This window comes from Burkholderia ubonensis (assembly GCF_001718695.1).
GTDB lineage: Bacteria > Pseudomonadota > Gammaproteobacteria > Burkholderiales > Burkholderiaceae > Burkholderia > Burkholderia ubonensis_B.
This window is the reverse complement of sequence record NZ_CP013420.1, coordinates 3,146,276-3,161,838: the sequence shown is the minus strand read 5'-3', so window position 1 is coordinate 3,161,838 and position 15,563 is coordinate 3,146,276. Positions and strand designations below refer to the sequence as shown.

The window sequence follows — 15,563 nt, the reverse complement described above, 5'->3', positions numbered from 1 at the left end:
CCGTCCAGCCCGTCCGAATCCGGACGGGCTTTTTTTCGTCCGCGCGCGGGCACGCGTTTTTGACCCGCGAACCCGGCGACTTTTTCGCGTGACACAATCGGCGCTCGATTCGTCCGAAGGAAACGCCGCGATGCCGCCCACCCCTGCCCTGCGCCGCCTGCTGATGCTCTATGCGGGCCTGCTCGCCGCCAATGCGGCCGTCTGGCTGTGGGCGCTCGCGGCGCTGCGCGAGCGGCCGCTGCTGCTCGGCACGGCCGCGATCGCGTACGGGCTCGGGTTGCGCCACGCGGTCGACGCCGATCACATCGCCGCGATCGACGTCGCGACGCGCAAGCTGATGCAGAAAGGCCGGCGTCCGCTGACGGTCGGCCTGTTCTTCTCGCTCGGCCACTCGACGATCGTGGTCGCCGCGACGCTCGGCGTCGCGCTGAGCGCGTTCGCGCTGCGCGAGCGCTTCGATGCGTTGCGCGACATCGGCGGCACGTTCGGCACCGCGGTGTCCGCGACGTTCCTGCTCGTGCTCGCGTGCATGAACCTCGCGATCCTGTGCGACGTGTGGCGGCGCTATCGCCGCGCGCCCGGTCACGCGCACGGCGGCACGCATACGCATCGCAGGGCCGGCGTCATCGCGCGCCTGCTGCGTCCGCTGTTCCGGTTCGTCACGAAGAGCTGGCACATGTATCCGGTCGGCGTGCTGTTCGGACTCGGTTTCGATACTGCAACTGAAATCGGCCTGCTCGCGATCGCCGCCGCGCAGGCAAGCCAGGGCCTGCCGCTCTACGCGATCCTGCTGTTTCCCGCGCTGTTCATGGCCGGCATGACGCTGATCGACTCGACCGACAACGTGCTGATGATCCACGCGTACGGCTGGGCAATGGACGATCCGCAGCGCAAGCTCCTGTACAACGCGAGCATCACGTTCGTCTCCGCTGCCGTCGCGCTTGCGATCGGCGGCATCGAGGCCGCCGGGCTGCTCGCGGACAAGCTCGCGCTGACGGGCCCCGTGCGCGATGCGCTCGATGCCGTCGGCGAGCGGTTCGGCGCGCTCGGATACGGGATCGTCGCGCTGTTCGTCGTCGCCTGGGTCGCGTCGATCCTCTGTCATCGCTGGCCGCGCGCGGCCGACGCGCCGGCGCGCTGAACGGAGTCGGACGCTTCATCGCGGCAACACAGCGCACACCGGCGACGGTGTTTCCGGCGCTGTCGTGCGGCATATCGGCGCGTAGTCGATCGATGGCGCGAGGCTCGCCATCTGCGTGGTACACGGCCGTCCGTGTGCGCAGAAACGAACGACAACGGCAACCGCGGCAACACCTGCGGCCACCAACCGGCGCACCGCATCCCGCGATCGCTTCAGAGCATTTCGAGCGCGCGCTTGCTGCGCGGTGGACGGAAGTACGCGTCCAGCTGCGTGCGCTCGTCATCGCTCAACACGAGATCGAGCGCGGCGCGGTTGTCTCGCACGTGCTCGATCCGCGCCGCCTTCGGGATCGCGAACACGCCGGGCTGCGCAAGCACCCAGGCCAGCGCGACACGCATCACCGACACGCCGCGCACGCGGGCAATTTCGTCGAGCGGCGAGTGCTTCGGCAGACGCGCATGATCGACCGGGCTGTACGCCATCGCCGGGATCCGGCGCGCCGCGAGCCATGGCAGCAGATCGAACTCCGGCCCGCGCCGCGCGATGTTGTAAAGGATCTGATTGGTCGCGCACGCCGCGCCGCCTGCCTCATCGACGAGCTCCTGCATGTCGGCCGTATCGAAATTGCTCACGCCCCAGTGGCGGATCTTGCCGGCGCGTCGTAGCGCGTCGAAGCCCTCGACCGTCTCCTCGAGCGGCACCGAGCCGCGCCAGTGCAGCAGATAGAGATCGATGCGATCGGTGCGCAGGCGCTTGAGGCTCGCTTCGCACGCGGCCACGACGCCCCGGCGGCTCGCATGATGCGGATACGCCTTGCTGACGAGAAACACGTCGTCGCGCAAGCCGTCGAGCGCGTGGCCGACGAGTTCTTCGGTCGCGCCGTCGCCGTACATCTCTGCGGTATCGATCAACGTCATGCCGAGCGCGATGCCCTCGCGCAGCGCGGCAATTTCGTCCGCGCGCCGGGACGCGCGCTCGCCCATCTCCCACGTCCCCTGCCCCAGCTTCGGGATCGTCTCGCCGTCGGGCAGGACGACCGTGGCGATCGTGTCCTTCATCATCATGCGCTCCTCGCTGCAAATTCGTGGCCGTGCGTGGCCGCGCGCGGCGTCGGTGGTACGGAATGCGACGCATCAGTGTAGCCATTCGGCGCGGCGCGCGACCGCCGTGCGGCAAAAACCGGCTATAACGGCGCCGCATGATGACTTAGAATGGCCCAACCTGATCGATACCCATTCCATGAAGTCAACGACGGACGACCGCTGGCAGGACCTGCGCCCCGACCCCGACAACGATACCCCGCTCTATCTGCAGCTCGCCCGCAAGCTCGGCGACGCGATTCACGACAACCGCTGGACGGCCGGCGAGGCGTTGCCGTCCGAGCGCGTGCTGTCGGAGGCGCTCGGCGTGTCGCGCATCACCGCGCGCAAGGCGATCGCGCTGCTCGTCGAACAGGGGCTGATCCGCCGCACGCAAGGCGCGGGCAATTTCATCCAGCCGCGCTACGAGGATCCGCTGTCGCGCCTGTCGAGCTTCAGCGAGATGCTCGAACGGCGCGGCTTCAAGCCGAGTTCGCAATGGCTCGCGCGCGAGATCCAGCCCGCGAGCCGCGACGAAGTGATCCAGCTCGGGCTGTCGCCGGCCGCGTCGGTTACACGATTGAAACGTCTGCGCCTCGCCGACGGCATCGTGATGGCCGTCGAGAACTCGACGTTTCCCGCGACGCTGATCCCCGATCCGCAGGCGATCGGCGATTCGCTGTACAGCTACCTCGAAGCGCGCGGCACGCCGATCGTGCGCGCGCTGCAGCACTTCCGCGCGGTCAACGCGACCGACGAGATCGCGCGGCAGATGGGCATCGCGCCGCACGACGCGCTGCTGCTGATCACGCGGATCGGCTATACGGCCGACCAGCGCGCGATCGAGCTGACCGACACCTACTGCCGCAACGACTACTACGACTTCGTCGTCGAGCTGCGCAGGTAGCGCGGGGCGCGCCGCCTTGGCTCACAGCCAGCGCGCGTCGTCGCTGCCGAGCGGCACCGGCGGTTGCGTGAAGCGCGGCGGCGTCGCCGACAGCCGTTCCGCCGGGCGCACCGCATCGACGACGCCGAACGGCGACGCGATCCGGTCGAGCCGGTCGCGCACGTCGTCGGGCGTGATCTCGGGCGCATGCGCGCCGTCCGGCACGAGGCCGAACGACTGCAGCCAGCGGCCCGTCTGCGCGAGCGACAGCCGCACCTGCCAGCTGCCGCCTTCGCGCGCACGGCGCGCCAGCGCGATCATCGCGCCGAACGCCGCGAGATAGCCGGTCGCATGATCGAGCGCCTGGCACGGCAGGTGACGCGGCGCGTCCGCGTGGGCCGCCTGCCGCTCGCGCCATGCGATCCCGCTCGCGGACTGCACGAGGCTGTCGAAGCCGCGCCGCCGCGACCACGGCCCCGCGCGCCCGTACGCGGAAATCGACACGCACACGATGCCCGGCCGCCGCTGCGCGAGCGCCTCGGGCGCGAAGCCGCGTGCCGCGAGCGCGCCCGGGCGGTACGACTGCACGAACACGTCCGCGTCGCACGCCAGCGCATGCAGCGCGCCGACGCCCGCGGCGTCGCGCAGATCGAGCCACGCGGACCGCTTGCCGCGCCCGTTGTCGATCACGAGCGGCGCGATGTTCGGCAGATGCGGGCCATTGACGAGCAGCACCTGCGCGCCATGCGACGCGAGCGTGCGGCCGGCGACCGGGCCCGCGATGATGCGCGTGAGATCGAGCACGCGCACGCCCGCGAGCGGCCGGCTCGCGTCGCCGCCGCCGAGCGCCTGCACCGGCGCGTCGCCGATGCGTTCGATCTCGAACAGCGGCAGCGCCGCGAGCGCGCGCGCCTGTTCGTGCGCCGCCCATTCGTCAGGTGTTCTGATCAGCGCCGCGCACAGGCCCGCGTCCGCGAGTGCGGCGTCGAGCGGCGCGCCGTCCCGCGTGCGGATCGCCGCCGCGACTTCCGCCCGGCGCTCGCCGCAGCCGAGCACGCCGAGTATGCCGCGCAGGTGATGCGGGAAGTTCGCGTGCAACTGGATCCAGCGCGCATCGCGCGTCTCGTAGAAGCCCGTCACCGGATGCCGCAGCTCGGGCGGCGGCCCGTCGTCGACGCGCAGGTAGCGCTCGCTGCGAAACGCGACGAGCGCGTCGCGCACCGACACGTCGACGCGCTGCGCGACGCCCGTGCGAAGCCGATGGCACTCGGCGGCCGCCAGCCCGGCCGCCGCGATCGATGCCGCGGCCAGCGTGCCGACATGGAAGGTGGACGGCAACGTCGGGTCCTGCCCGGTCACGGTCACGCGAGCCAGTGCGTCGGGCTCGCCGTGTGCGAGTTGCCACAAACGGGTCAATGCGAGTTCGGGTGTCATCGTGCGAGTGCGCCGTTGGGAAAACGGAATCGAGTCTAGAATTCGCGACGGACGCGATCAATCTTGATTGCGCGAATCAACGCATAACGAATAGTTGTAGCCGGGCCGCGCTTCATGCGCACCGACAGGAGTGATCGAATGAGGTCTCTCAGCGCGCCGCAAGCCGCGGACATTCTCGGCGTCAGCATCAGCACCCTCTATGCGTACGTGAGCCGCGGCCTGCTGCGCTCGCTGCCCGACGGCGGCAGCAAGCGCCGCCGCTACGACGCGGACGAAGTGCGCCTGCTCGCGCGCCGCCGCGCCGATGCGAAGCGCGCGGGCGGCGTCGCCGAACGCTCGCTCGACTGGGGCGTGCCGGTGCTCGAATCGCGCATCACGCAGATCGCCGACGGCCGCCTCTACTATCGTGGCATCGATGCGCTCACGCTCGCCCACGACGCGACGCTCGAGGAAACGGCCGCGCGGCTATGGGATTGCGCGCCGGCGCGGCTTGCCGCTGCGTCGCTCGCGTCGACCGGTTTCGACGCCGCGCAATGGAGCGACTGGGCGCGCCCGTGGGCGCATCTCGCGCCGCTCGAGCGCACGCTCATGCTGCTGCCGGCCGCGGCCGCATCGCTGCCCGGCCGGTGGGCGCCAGGATGCGACGCGCAACTCGACACCGCCGCGCTGCTGCTGCGCGTGACGGCCGCGGCGCTGGCCGGCGTCGCGCCGCGCGACGCGCCCGTGCATCGGCAGCTCGCCGCCGCGTGGGGCATCCGGCGGCGCGCCGACGCCGACCTGCTGCGCCGGGCGCTCGTGCTGTGCGCGGATCACGAACTGAACCCGTCGACGTTCGCGGTGCGCTGCATCGCGTCGACCGGCAGCCACCTGTTCGGCGCGATCGCGGGCGGGCTCGCGGCGCTGGCCGGCCCGCGCCACGGCGGCGAGACGTTCCGGGCCGGCACGCTGCTCGACGAAGCGGCCCGCGCCGCCGACCTCGATCGCTACCTCGCGCAGCGGCTCGCGCGCGACGAGCGCAGCGAGGGCGCGCGCACGGCGCTGGCCGGCTTCGCGCATCCGCTCTATCCCGACGGCGATCCGCGCGCACGCGCGCTGCTCGATGCGCTTTGCGCGACGCAGCCCGAACGGCAGCCGCTGCGCGCGGCGCTCGCGCTCGCCACGCGCGTCGAAGCGGCAACCGGGCAGCGGCCGACGATCGACTACGCGCTCGCGGCGCTGGAACGCACGCTCGCGCTGCCCGACGGCGCCGCGTTCACGCTGTTCGCGGCCGGCCGCACGGCCGGCTGGATCGCGCACGCACTCGAACAGTACGCGGACGGCAAGCTGATCCGGCCGCGCGCACGCTACGTCGGCAGCGTCGCGCCGGCCTGACCCACGCGGCCGCGCGCAGCGTCGAGCCAGCGCCACGTGAGCGGCACGGCCTGACGAGCGCGCGCGGCCTGCGGACCGAACGCGAACACCGCACCGCCGGCCGCCGCGCTGACCCACACGCGCATGCCGGGCAGCAGCGCCAGCGATTCGCCGGCGTGCAGCCAGTAATCGGCCGGGCGGCCCTCGATCGTCACCCACAGGTCGCCGTCGGCGACGTGCAGGTCGGTGCGATCGACGATGCGCCACCGCGCGGCCGGTTCGTTGCCGTCCATTTCGTAGAGTCGCAGTTCACGCATGGTCGCCTCCGGTCCGCGTGGTTTCGATGGCTCCAGTATTCCGGACCCGGGCACGACGCCGACAGATACGCCTGCGGACACTTTCGGCTGAACTGTACCGGCGCGCCGGCGCACGAGCGTCCGTTCGACGCTGCTGCGGCGGCTGCCCCGTTCTGCGGGGTGCGGCGGCTTTCCCTACAATGTCGGCTGTCCCGCACCATCGGTCCACTCCATGTTTCAACGCCCGCCCGCCGCCGCCCCCGGCGAAAAGAACCTCACCGTGATGCTCTGGCTCGTCGCGACGGGCTTCTTCATGCAGACGCTCGACGCGACGATCGTCAACACCGCGCTGCCGTCGATGGCGGCGAGCCTCGGCGAATCGCCGCTGCGGATGCAGTCGGTCGTAATCGCGTATTCGCTGACGATGGCGGTGATGATCCCGGTGTCCGGCTGGCTCGCCGATACGCTCGGCACGCGGCGGGTGTTCCTCAGTGCGATCCTGGTCTTTTCGCTGGGCTCGCTGCTGTGCGCGAACGCGCACACGCTGCCGCAGCTCGTCGTGTTCCGCGTCGTGCAGGGGATCGGCGGCGCAATGCTGCTGCCGGTCGGTCGGCTCGCGGTGCTGCGCACGTTCCCGGCCGAGCGCTACCTGCCGGCGCTGTCGTTCGTCGCGATTCCGGGCCTGATCGGCCCGCTGATCGGCCCGACGCTCGGCGGCTGGCTCGTGAAGGTCGCGTCGTGGCACTGGATCTTCCTGATCAACGTGCCGGTGGGCGTCGCGGGCTGCATCGCGACCTGGTATTCGATGCCCGACGCGCGCAATCCCGCCGCCGGCCGCTTCGACCTGAAGGGCTATCTGCTGCTGACGATCGGCATGGTCGCGATCTCGCTGTCGCTCGACGGGCTCGCCGACCTCGGCATGCAGCATGCGGCCGTGCTCGTGCTGCTGATCCTGAGCCTCGCGTGCTTCGTCGCCTACGGGCTGTACGCGGTGCGCGCACCGCAGCCGATCTTCTCGCTCGAGCTGTTCCGGATCCACACGTTCAGCGTCGGCCTGCTCGGCAACCTGTTCGCGCGGATCGGCAGCGGCGCGATGCCGTACCTGATCCCGCTGCTGCTGCAGGTGAGCCTCGGCTACACCGCGTTCGAGGCGGGCCTGATGATGCTGCCGGTCGCGGCGGCCGGGATGTCCTCGAAGCGCCTCATCACGCGCCTCATCACGAAGCACGGCTACCGCAACGTGCTGCTCGCGAACACGGTCATGGTCGGCGTGATGATGGCGAGCTTCGCGCTGATGCACGATTCGATGCCCGTGTGGCTCAAGGTCGCGCAGCTCGCGCTGTTCGGCGGCTTCAACTCGATGCAGTTCACCGCGATGAACACGCTGACGCTGAAGGATCTCGGCACCGGCGGCGCGAGCAGCGGCAACAGCCTGTTCTCGCTCGTGCAGATGCTGTCGATGAGCCTCGGCGTGACGGTCGCCGGCGCGCTGCTCGCGACCTTCACCGGGATGCTGCGCAGCGTGACGCCGAGCAACACGCTGCCCGCGTTCCACGCGACCTTCATCTGCGTCGGCGTGATCACCGCGGGGTCGGCGTGGATCTTCGCGCAGCTCGCGCCGGAGATTCGGGGCGCGGCACGCAAGACCGATCCGTCCGAGCGCGCATGACGCGGGCCGGCGCGCCCCGGTTCGGACGGCGCACCGGCATGCGGCGCACCACAACGGTGCAACCGGCCCGGCCGACGCCCGCGCTCGCACCGCGGCAGCGGGCCGCACCGGCCGCGCGATTGCGCACGCTTCTTGCTCGCCTATTCTGTAGGTAAACTGGCAGCCTCCCCCGGCCGACATCATGATGATGAGCATGATCGACATCGATCCCCCCGGCTTTCAGCCGCCCCGCCCCGTTGCCGGCGACGACGGCAACCGGCGCACCGTGCTGTACGGCGGCTATACCGTCTTCAGCGTGTTCCAGCCCGTGTTTTCCGTATCGCACCGGCGCGCAATCGGCTATCACGCGTCGCTGCGCGCGCACGACGAGGAAAGCCGCCAGGTCGCATCGCACGAGGTCTTCACGCAGGCCGCGCGGCGCGGCGACCTGCTCGAGCTCGGCCGGCTCGCCGAATCGCTGCACCTCGGCAATTTCCATGCGTTCGACAGCCACGACGAATGGCTCTTCCTGAGCCTGCATCCCGCGGCGCTGATGGACACCGTCTACGGCGACGCGCTGCTCGCGAACCTGAAGGCGCTCGGCCTGCCGCCGCACCGCGTGGTGCTCGAGGTGCCCGAGCAGGCGGGCGGCGAGACGCCGCGCTATGCGGCGATCGTCGACGGCCTGCGCAAGGCCGGCTTCCTGATCGCGCTCGGCGGCTTCGGCGCGAAGCATTCGAACATCGACCGCGTCTGGCACCTGCACCCCGACATCGTCACGCTCGACCGCGGCATCCTCGCGCAGGCGAGCGAGCATTCGCATCTCGAACGGGTGCTGCCGGGGCTCGTGTCGCTGCTGCACGAATCCGGCCAGCTCGTGCTGATGGGCGGCCTCGCGACCGAGCGCGACGCGCTGATCGCGCTCGAATGCGACGTCGATTTCGTGCAGGGCCAGTATTTCGCGGGCCCGAGCGTCGAGCCGGTGCAGCCGCAGGCCGCGGCGGGCTGCATGGATACGCTGTCGGCCGCGCTGCGCCTGCGCGTCGCGGAACGCGAGCGATCGCAGGCGAGACGCGGCTCGCGCCGTACGTCGCCGCGCTCGAGGAGGCCGGCACGAAGCTCGGCGCGGGCGACACGCTCATCGACGCGGCCGCCACGGTGCTCGGCCTGCCTGAGACCGCGCGCTGCTTCCTGCTCGACGCGTCCGGGCGGCAGATCGGCGACAACGTGCTCGCGCGCGGCAGCGTGTCGCAACGCGCGAAGCGCTTCCGCCCGCTGCTGCACTCCGAAGGCGCGAGCTGGGAGCGCCGCCCGTACTTCATCCACGCGATGCGCACGCCGGGCCGCGTGCACCTGACGCCGCCCTACCTGTCGATCAACGAAGCGCACCTGTGCGTGACCGCGTCGATCGCCGCGCCCGTCGCCGGCGGGATGCAGGTGCTCTGCGTCGACATCAACTGGGAAGCGGCCGCGCACCGCGACTGACGCCCGCAACGCCGCGCTCGCATCATGCGAACCTGCGTCAGGCCGCCCCGTCCGCCCTGCGGACGATCAGCCGGTGCACGCGCTTGCCCGACGACGCGCTGACGACTTCATGCTCGTCGATCACCTGCACGCCGCCGCCGAGCGCCGCGCGCATCCGTGCGCCGTCGAGCGCCGTGTACAGGCGCCCGCGCTCGTCGCGCAGCGACCCGCTGCCGGCAACCCGCCAGCTCATGTACAGCGTGCCGCCCGGCGCGAGCAGATCGACGAGCCGCGCGGCGGCGGCCGCCGCCTCGACCTGATCCAGGTGCATCACCACGGTCTCGCACAGCACGTTGCGGAACGCGCCGGACGGCACGCCGGAAAGCGCCGGCAGCGCCGCCTGCTCGAAGCGCAGGCCGGGATGGCGGCGGCGCGCCTCGTCGAGCAGCGCCGCGCTCGCGTCGTAGCCGCGCACGTCGAAGCCGCGGGATTCAAGCCAGGCCGTATCGCGTCCCGCGCCGCAGCCGACGTCCGCCGTCGGTCCCGGCGCGAAATGCTGTTCGAGGAGCGCATACATGTCGTCGGGCGGCCCCTCGTCGAGCCAGAGCTGGGCATAGTCGGCGGCGTAGGTGTCGTACGCGTCGAGTGTCGGGCGATCCACCATGACGATTGCGCTCCGCAGTGGCGTCACATGACGCCTATCCCATCTTAGTCATTGCACGGCGTCACATCGGCACGCAATCGTTTGGCGTCCGGCGCTCACTTCGCCAACGCCGCCCACAGCCGCGCATTCACGGGCGCGGACGCACCACCTCGCCGTTGATCCACTCGACTTCGGTCGGCCGGCGCGCGGCGAGGTCGTCGGACATCGACGAGCGCGCGAGCGGATCGATCGCGAGCATCCGCGCGCCGAGCATGCAAATGCCCGCCATCGGCCGTTCAGACATGCGCGTCGTGCGCGCCGCCGTGCACGGGCCCGGCCCGCTCCTCGACCACGCGCCGCACGTCGCCGCGCAGCCCCGCGAAGAACGCGACCTCGGCGACGACGAACAGCGGCCCGACCATCAGCCCGACGAGATCGTCGACGAACGCGGGCTTGCGCCCCTCGAACCAGTGCCCGACGAACTGCACGATCCAGCCGACGACGAACGCGCCGATCCCGATGCCGAGCCATTGCGCGGTCGGCAGCGCGGCGAGCGTCTGCCCGGCCCACAGGCCGAGCGCGAACAGCGCCGTCATGACGGCGCCGAAGCGCAGGTCGACGCGCAGGTAGAACACGGCGAACGCGATCGTGAGCAGCAGCGCCGGCAACAGCGCGATGCCCGCCGGCGCGCCGAACGCCGGCCGCGACAGCAGCACCTCGACCGCGAACACGATCATCGGGATGCCGACCAGATGCGTCGCGATATTGCGTGCGTCGCGGTGATACGCCGCGTACTGGGAAAGATGGTCTTCAAGGGTCTTCATGGCGTCTCCTAGTCGTTCGATGCGCGCTATGATGCCCGTCACGCCCGAGAACCTCTGTCGGCTACCCGACATCGCGCCGCCCATGCCCGAGTCCTTCGACCCCGAGCCTTTCGCTCCCGCGCCTTTCGCCCGATACCTGCCGCAACTCGACGCGCATCCGTGGTTCGCCGCGCTGCCGCAAGCATTGCGCGCGGCGTTGCTCGCGCGCGCCGTGCTGCGCCGCCTGCCGGCCGGCCACGCGCTGTTCCGCCGCGGCGACCCGCCGTGCGGGCTGTACGCCGTGCTGGGCGGCTCCCTCACGATAGGCGCGGTCGATCCGCAGGGCAAGGAGGCGCTGCTGACGGTGGCCGAGCCGGTCACGTGGTTCGGCGAGATCGCGCTGTTCGACGGCCTGCCGCGCACGCACGACGCGATCGCGCTCGACGACACGCTGCTGCTGCACGTGCCGCAGGCGGCGCTGCTCGCGATCCTCGACGCGACGCCGCAATACTGGCGGCAATTCGCGCTGCTGATGGCGCAGAAGCTGCGGCTCAGCTTCCTGACCGTCGAGTCGATCAGCGTGATGCCGGCCGCGCAGCGGCTCGCCGCGCGCCTCTTGATGATCGCCGACGGCTACGGCGGGATCAGCGCCGGCCGCACGCGCATCCGGCTGTCGCAGGAAAAGCTCGCGGCGATGCTGTCGCTGACGCGGCAGACCACGAATCAGCTGCTGAAATCGCTGGAGACGGACGGCGTGGTGCGGCTGCACGTCGGCGAGATCGAACTCGTCGACGTCGACGCGCTGCGGCGCGCAAGCGGGCTGCCCGACGACATGCCGTGACGGCGGCTGCGGCCGCGTGCGTGAAGCCGCCGCGCTATCGCAGCGCCGCATTTCCGTCGTCACGGCATCGCACTATCGCGCTATCGTGGCGACGCCTCCCCTCTCACCTCTTGCCCGAATCCACTCTTGAACCACGACACCTCGACCGTCACCGCTGCACCGCGCCACGCATGGCCCGTGTTCGTCGCGTTCCTGCGGCTTGGCCTCACGTCGTTCGGCGGCCCCGTCGCGCATCTCGGCTACTTCCGCGAGGCGTTCGTCACGCGGCGCGGCTGGCTCAGCGAGCGCGCGTATGCGGATCTCGTCGGCCTGTGCCAGTTCCTGCCGGGCCCGGCGAGCAGCCAGGTCGGGATGGCCATCGGGCTGTCGCGCGCCGGCTATGCCGGGATGTTCGCCGCGTGGCTCGGCTTCACACTGCCGTCCGCGCTCGCGATGACGCTGGTCGCGCTCGGCATGCACGCGGCCGGCATGCCGATCGCGACCGGCGCGCTGCACGGGCTGCGGATCGTGTCGGTCGCGGTGATCGCGCAGGCGGTGTGGGGCATGGCGCGCACGCTGTGCCCGGATGCGCGCCGCGTCACCCTGATGGCGCTCGCCGCGTGCGTCGCGCTGTTCGCGCCGGCCGCATGGCTGCAGGTCGTCGTGATCGCGGCGGCCGGCGCGGCCGGCCTCGTGCTACTGCCGCAGCCCGAGCGCGGCGCGCACGAGCCGTTGCCGCTGCACGTCTCGCACCGCGCGGGCGCGTTGTGGCTCGTGCTGTTCGCCGCACTGCTCGTCGCGCTGCCGCTCGCGGCCGATGCGCTCCATTCGCACGCGCTCGCGGTGGTCGACGCGTTCTTCCGCACCGGTGCGCTGGTGTTCGGCGGCGGCCACGTGGTGCTGCCGCTGCTGCAGGCCGCCGTCGTCGCGCCGGGCTGGGTCGGCGATTCGGCGTTTCTGGCCGGCTACGGTGTCGCGCAGGCGGTGCCGGGGCCGCTGTTCACGTTCGCGGCGTTCCTCGGCGCGGCGCTGCGCGATGCGCCGAACGGCTGGCTCGGCGCAACGCTCGCGCTCGTGTCGATCTTCGCGCCGTCGTTCCTGCTGGTCGCGGGCACCACGCCGTTCTGGGAACGCCTGCGCCGCAGCACGCGCATGCAGGCGGCGCTCGCGGGCGTCAATGCGGCGGTCGTCGGGCTGCTGCTCGCCGCGCTGTATCAGCCGGTATGGCGCGAGACGATCGTGTCGGCGCGCGATTTCGCGGCCGCGCTCGTCGCGTTCATTGCGCTGGTGTTCTGGCGCGTGCCGCCGTGGGCCGTCGTGATCGCGAGCGCGGCGCTCGGCTGGGCGGCGACGACGTTGATCTGATCCCGCGCCGCGTGAGGCGCAGCGCGACGGAAAACGAAAAAGCCCTCGAAGCGTTCCGTTTCGAGGGCTTTTAGCTGGAGCGCACGGCGCGCCGTGACGGCGCGCGGCACCCGCGGACTTACGCGAAGTTCTTCGCGGCGAAGTCCCAGTTCACGATGTTCCAGAACGCTTCGACGAACTTCGGACGCGCGTTGCGGTAGTCGATGTAGTACGCGTGCTCCCACACGTCGATCGTCAGCAGCGGCTTGTCGGCCGTCGTCAGCGGCGTTGCCGCGTTGCTCGTCGACACGATGTCGAGCGAACCGTCCGCCTTCTTCACGAGCCATGCCCAGCCCGAGCCGAACGTGCCGACCGCCGCCTTCGTGAAGGCTTCCTTGAACGCGTCGTACGAGCCCCACTTCGCATTGATCGCGTCGCCCAGCGCGCCCGTCGGAGCGCCGCCGCCGTTCGGCGACAGGCTGTTCCAGAAGAACGTGTGGTTCCAGATTTGCGCGGCGTTGTTGAAAATGCCGCCCGACGACTTCTTCACGATCTCTTCCAGCGACAGGTTTTCGAATTCCGTGCCGGGGATCAGGTTGTTCAGGTTCGTCACATAAGCCTGGTGATGCTTGCCGTAGTGGTACTGGATCGTCTCTTGCGAGATGGTCGGCGCGAGCGCGTCTTCAGCGTACGGGAGCGGCGGGAGCGTATGAGCCATGGCGATTCCTTCGTTGAGTATGTAGGGAGGCTGTGTTGAATGCTGCCGAGCGTTCGATTGTAGGCGAGGACGAATAACCCCGCAAACTCACGGGTATTCGTCCGCCGTATGCGGAAAATCGGCGCTGGCGCTGCATCCGGCGGGATAGCGGGCAAGCCGATGCGGCGCGCAGTATCCGTTCCTGCCGCGCGCACGGCGCACACGTGCGCGCGACGTGCGCAGCGCAGCCGCCGCGGGCGGTCAGATCGTGTCGGTGAGCCGCGGCTGCACGTCGGCGAGCGATACGTCCGCCGAGCCTTCGGCGAGATGCACGGTCAGCCGCCGCTGCGGCTTCAGCGCGCTCGGCGCGCGCACCGCGCGGCCCGTCTGCGCATCGATGAGCGCCGCATAGCCGCGCTCGAGCGTGCGTTGCGGGCTCAGCACCTCGAGCCGCGCCGCACAGGCTGCCACGCGCGCCGTGTCGCGTTCGTGGCGGCGCTGCAGCGCGACCGAAAGACGCTGCTCCAGCCCGGCGAGCGCGTGACGCGCCTGCGTCACGTCGGGCCGCGCGCGCTGCCAGCGCAATTGCGCAAGCGCGAAGCGGGCGCGCGCGTCGCGCACCGGCCGCGCCGCCGCGGACGCGAGGCGCACCGCGAGCTGCTCGATATGCGTGCGCTGCCGCTGCAGCCGTTCGGCCGGGCTGACGAGCCGGCGCGCGAGCCAGTCGAGCTGCTGCGCACGCTGTTCGAGCACGCGGCGCATCCCGCGCGCGAGCGCGCCCTGCCGGTCGCTCACCTCGCGCAGCAGCAGCGCGCGCTGCGGGCTCACCAGTTCGGCCGCGCCGGTCGGCGTCGGCGCACGCACGTCGGCGGCGAAATCGGCGATCGTGAAATCGGTTTCGTGCCCGACGCCGCTGACGACGGGCAGCGCGCTCGCCGCGATCGCACGCGCGAGCGCCTCGTCGTTGAACGACCACAGATCCTCGATCGAGCCGCCGCCGCGGCACACGAGCAGCACGTCGACCTCGCGCCGCGCGTTGGCGGTCTCGACCGCCGCGACGAGCTTCTCGGCCGAACCCGCGCCCTGCACGGGCGCCGGATAGACGATCACCGGCACGTGCGGCGCGCGGCGCGCGAGCGTGGTCAGCACGTCGCGCAGCGCGGCGGCCTGCAGCGACGTGACGATGCCGATCGCGCGCGGATGCGCGGGCAGCGGCCGCTTGCGCTCGGGCGCGAACAGGCCCTCCGCCTCGAGCTGCGCCTTGAGCCGCAGGAACGCCTCGTACAGACGCCCCTGCCCGGTGCGCCGCACGGCCTCGACGTTGAGCTGCACCTCGCCGCGCGGCTCGTACATCGTGACGACCGCGCGCACCTCGATCCGGTCGCCTTCGCGCGGCGTGAACTCCGCGTATTGCGCGCGGCCGCGGAACATCACGCAGCGCATCTGCGCCTGCTGGTCCTTGATCGAGAAATACCAGTGGCCGCTCGCAGCGCGCGTGAAATTCGATACTTCGCCCGCGACCCACAGCAGCGGAAACGAGCGCTCGAGCATCGTCGAAATCGCGCGGTTGAGGACCGAGACGGGAATCACTTCGTCGCCGCCGCGCGTCGCGCCCGGCGCGGTAAATGAGGAGTCGGAAAGCATGGACGATCGGTTGAATGCTGGCGGCGACACGATAGTCCGACATCCGCCCGGCGTCCAGCAGCGATGCGTGCATTGCACAAAGCGGAAAGTGTCCACACCCGGGCAATCGACTGCAAAAAACCCCGCAAAATTCCCCAAAACCCCTGACAATTTGTGACAACACGTTGATTTTTAAAAAGTTTTAAATCTTTGAAAATGATTCTCATCCGATTCGAAGCCCACCGGACGGGCATGTGCGGCGATCGCCCGCCGGGTTCTTCACAGAGTTATCCACAGGCCCGGGCGATCCGGCCCCGCCCGCGTCGTGACGGCGC

13 protein-coding genes and 2 pseudogenes are annotated in these 15,563 nt (G+C 70.7%); 7 read left to right on the top strand and 8 right to left on the bottom strand.

Going from position 1 to position 15,563, the window contains the following annotated elements; genetic code table 11:
* Window positions 1-130 precede the first annotated feature (130 nt).
* Window positions 131-1,141, top strand: coding sequence for a HoxN/HupN/NixA family nickel/cobalt transporter (locus WJ35_RS14395; RefSeq protein WP_069239441.1), 1,011 nt, complete (start codon window positions 131-133; stop codon window positions 1,139-1,141).
* 212 nt (window positions 1,142-1,353) lie between these two features.
* Here WJ35_RS14395 and WJ35_RS14390 read toward each other — a convergent pair whose 3' ends face one another.
* The gene (locus WJ35_RS14390; protein WP_060237921.1) at window positions 1,354-2,199 is read right to left on the bottom strand and encodes an aldo/keto reductase; all 846 of its coding nucleotides are present in this window, start codon (window positions 2,197-2,199) and stop codon (window positions 1,354-1,356) included.
* A 181-nt stretch (window positions 2,200-2,380) separates the two neighbouring features.
* Between WJ35_RS14390 and WJ35_RS14385 the strand changes: the two genes are divergently transcribed.
* The gene (locus WJ35_RS14385) at window positions 2,381-3,127 is read left to right on the top strand and encodes a GntR family transcriptional regulator (RefSeq protein WP_069239351.1); all 747 of its coding nucleotides are present in this window, start codon (window positions 2,381-2,383) and stop codon (window positions 3,125-3,127) included.
* A gap of 21 nt (window positions 3,128-3,148) precedes the next feature.
* Here the strand turns inward: WJ35_RS14385 and WJ35_RS14380 are convergent, their stop codons facing one another.
* Window positions 3,149-4,540 (bottom strand): CoA transferase, encoded by a 1,392-nt coding sequence (locus WJ35_RS14380; protein ID WP_069239350.1) that lies wholly within the window; start codon window positions 4,538-4,540, stop codon window positions 3,149-3,151.
* A gap of 138 nt (window positions 4,541-4,678) precedes the next feature.
* Here WJ35_RS14380 and WJ35_RS14375 point away from each other — a divergent pair, with 138 nt between their 5' ends.
* On the top strand, window positions 4,679-5,911 hold the full coding sequence (locus WJ35_RS14375) for a citrate/2-methylcitrate synthase (RefSeq protein ID WP_069239349.1): 1,233 nt from the start codon (window positions 4,679-4,681) through the stop codon (window positions 5,909-5,911).
* Here WJ35_RS14375 and WJ35_RS14370 read toward each other — a convergent pair.
* Window positions 5,884-6,207 (bottom strand): DUF2917 domain-containing protein, encoded by a 324-nt coding sequence (locus WJ35_RS14370; RefSeq protein WP_069239348.1) that lies wholly within the window; start codon window positions 6,205-6,207, stop codon window positions 5,884-5,886. The two genes, WJ35_RS14375 and WJ35_RS14370, sit on opposite strands and share 28 nt — an antisense overlap.
* A 211-nt stretch (window positions 6,208-6,418) precedes the next feature.
* Between WJ35_RS14370 and mdtD the strand changes: the two genes are divergently transcribed.
* Together mdtD and WJ35_RS14360 are read left to right on the top strand one after the other, a co-directional pair.
* A complete protein-coding gene (gene mdtD / locus WJ35_RS14365; protein ID WP_060237904.1) occupies window positions 6,419-7,855 on the top strand; it encodes a multidrug transporter subunit MdtD in 1,437 nt (478 codons plus the stop codon).
* Window positions 7,856-8,042: 187 nt separating this feature from the next.
* A pseudogene (locus WJ35_RS14360) lies at window positions 8,043-9,319 on the top strand (EAL domain-containing protein).
* Window positions 9,320-9,356: 37 nt separating this feature from the next.
* Here the strand turns inward: WJ35_RS14360 and WJ35_RS14355 are convergent.
* The 3 genes and pseudogenes from WJ35_RS14355 to WJ35_RS14350 form a co-directional block, all read right to left on the bottom strand.
* A complete protein-coding gene (locus WJ35_RS14355) occupies window positions 9,357-9,962 on the bottom strand; it encodes a class I SAM-dependent methyltransferase (protein ID WP_060237902.1) in 606 nt (201 codons plus the stop codon).
* A 139-nt stretch (window positions 9,963-10,101) separates the two neighbouring features.
* Window positions 10,102-10,212: pseudogene (locus tag WJ35_RS31225) on the bottom strand (ketopantoate reductase C-terminal domain-containing protein); the annotation flags it as partial.
* Between the two features lie 25 nt (window positions 10,213-10,237).
* A complete protein-coding gene (locus WJ35_RS14350) occupies window positions 10,238-10,765 on the bottom strand; it encodes a DUF962 domain-containing protein (RefSeq protein ID WP_060237898.1) in 528 nt (175 codons plus the stop codon).
* Between the two features lie 82 nt (window positions 10,766-10,847).
* Between WJ35_RS14350 and WJ35_RS14345 the strand changes: the two genes are divergently transcribed.
* Both WJ35_RS14345 and chrA read left to right on the top strand, forming a co-directional pair.
* Window positions 10,848-11,585, top strand: a complete 738-nt coding sequence (locus tag WJ35_RS14345) for a Crp/Fnr family transcriptional regulator (RefSeq protein ID WP_069239347.1) — start codon at window positions 10,848-10,850, stop codon at window positions 11,583-11,585.
* 126 nt (window positions 11,586-11,711) lie between these two features.
* Entirely contained in the window at window positions 11,712-12,929 is a 1,218-nt protein-coding gene (chrA, locus tag WJ35_RS14340; RefSeq protein ID WP_059460504.1) for a chromate efflux transporter, read from the top strand.
* A gap of 118 nt (window positions 12,930-13,047) precedes the next feature.
* On the opposite strand, the gene sodB is transcribed toward chrA, so the two are convergent.
* Both sodB and xseA read right to left on the bottom strand, forming a co-directional pair.
* Window positions 13,048-13,626, bottom strand: coding sequence for a superoxide dismutase [Fe] (sodB, locus tag WJ35_RS14335; RefSeq protein WP_010100165.1), 579 nt, complete (start codon window positions 13,624-13,626; stop codon window positions 13,048-13,050).
* A 240-nt stretch (window positions 13,627-13,866) separates the two neighbouring features.
* Window positions 13,867-15,249, bottom strand: coding sequence for an exodeoxyribonuclease VII large subunit (gene xseA, locus WJ35_RS14330; RefSeq protein WP_069239346.1), 1,383 nt, complete (start codon window positions 15,247-15,249; stop codon window positions 13,867-13,869).
* Between the last annotated feature and the right edge of the window lie 314 nt (window positions 15,250-15,563).

What these genes read in the sequence shown, in the direction of transcription:
- WJ35_RS14395 (WP_069239441.1), top strand. Translation starts at nt 131, where the DNA reads ATGCCGCCCACCCCTGCCCTGCGCCGCCTGCTGATGCTCTATGCGGGC.
- WJ35_RS14390 (WP_060237921.1), bottom strand. Translation starts at nt 2,199, where the DNA reads ATGAAGGACACGATCGCCACGGTCGTCCTGCCCGACGGCGAGACGATC.
- WJ35_RS14385 (WP_069239351.1), top strand. Translation starts at nt 2,381, where the DNA reads ATGAAGTCAACGACGGACGACCGCTGGCAGGACCTGCGCCCCGACCCC.
- WJ35_RS14380 (WP_069239350.1), bottom strand. Translation starts at nt 4,540, where the DNA reads ATGACACCCGAACTCGCATTGACCCGTTTGTGGCAACTCGCACACGGC.
- WJ35_RS14375 (WP_069239349.1), top strand. Translation starts at nt 4,679, where the DNA reads ATGAGGTCTCTCAGCGCGCCGCAAGCCGCGGACATTCTCGGCGTCAGC.
- WJ35_RS14370 (WP_069239348.1), bottom strand. Translation starts at nt 6,207, where the DNA reads ATGCGTGAACTGCGACTCTACGAAATGGACGGCAACGAACCGGCCGCG.
- mdtD (WP_060237904.1), top strand. Translation starts at nt 6,419, where the DNA reads ATGTTTCAACGCCCGCCCGCCGCCGCCCCCGGCGAAAAGAACCTCACC.
- WJ35_RS14355 (WP_060237902.1), bottom strand. Translation starts at nt 9,962, where the DNA reads ATGGTGGATCGCCCGACACTCGACGCGTACGACACCTACGCCGCCGAC.
- WJ35_RS14350 (WP_060237898.1), bottom strand. Translation starts at nt 10,765, where the DNA reads ATGAAGACCCTTGAAGACCATCTTTCCCAGTACGCGGCGTATCACCGC.
- WJ35_RS14345 (WP_069239347.1), top strand. Translation starts at nt 10,848, where the DNA reads ATGCCCGAGTCCTTCGACCCCGAGCCTTTCGCTCCCGCGCCTTTCGCC.
- sodB (WP_010100165.1), bottom strand. Translation starts at nt 13,626, where the DNA reads ATGGCTCATACGCTCCCGCCGCTCCCGTACGCTGAAGACGCGCTCGCG.
- xseA (WP_069239346.1), bottom strand. Translation starts at nt 15,249, where the DNA reads ATGCTTTCCGACTCCTCATTTACCGCGCCGGGCGCGACGCGCGGCGGC.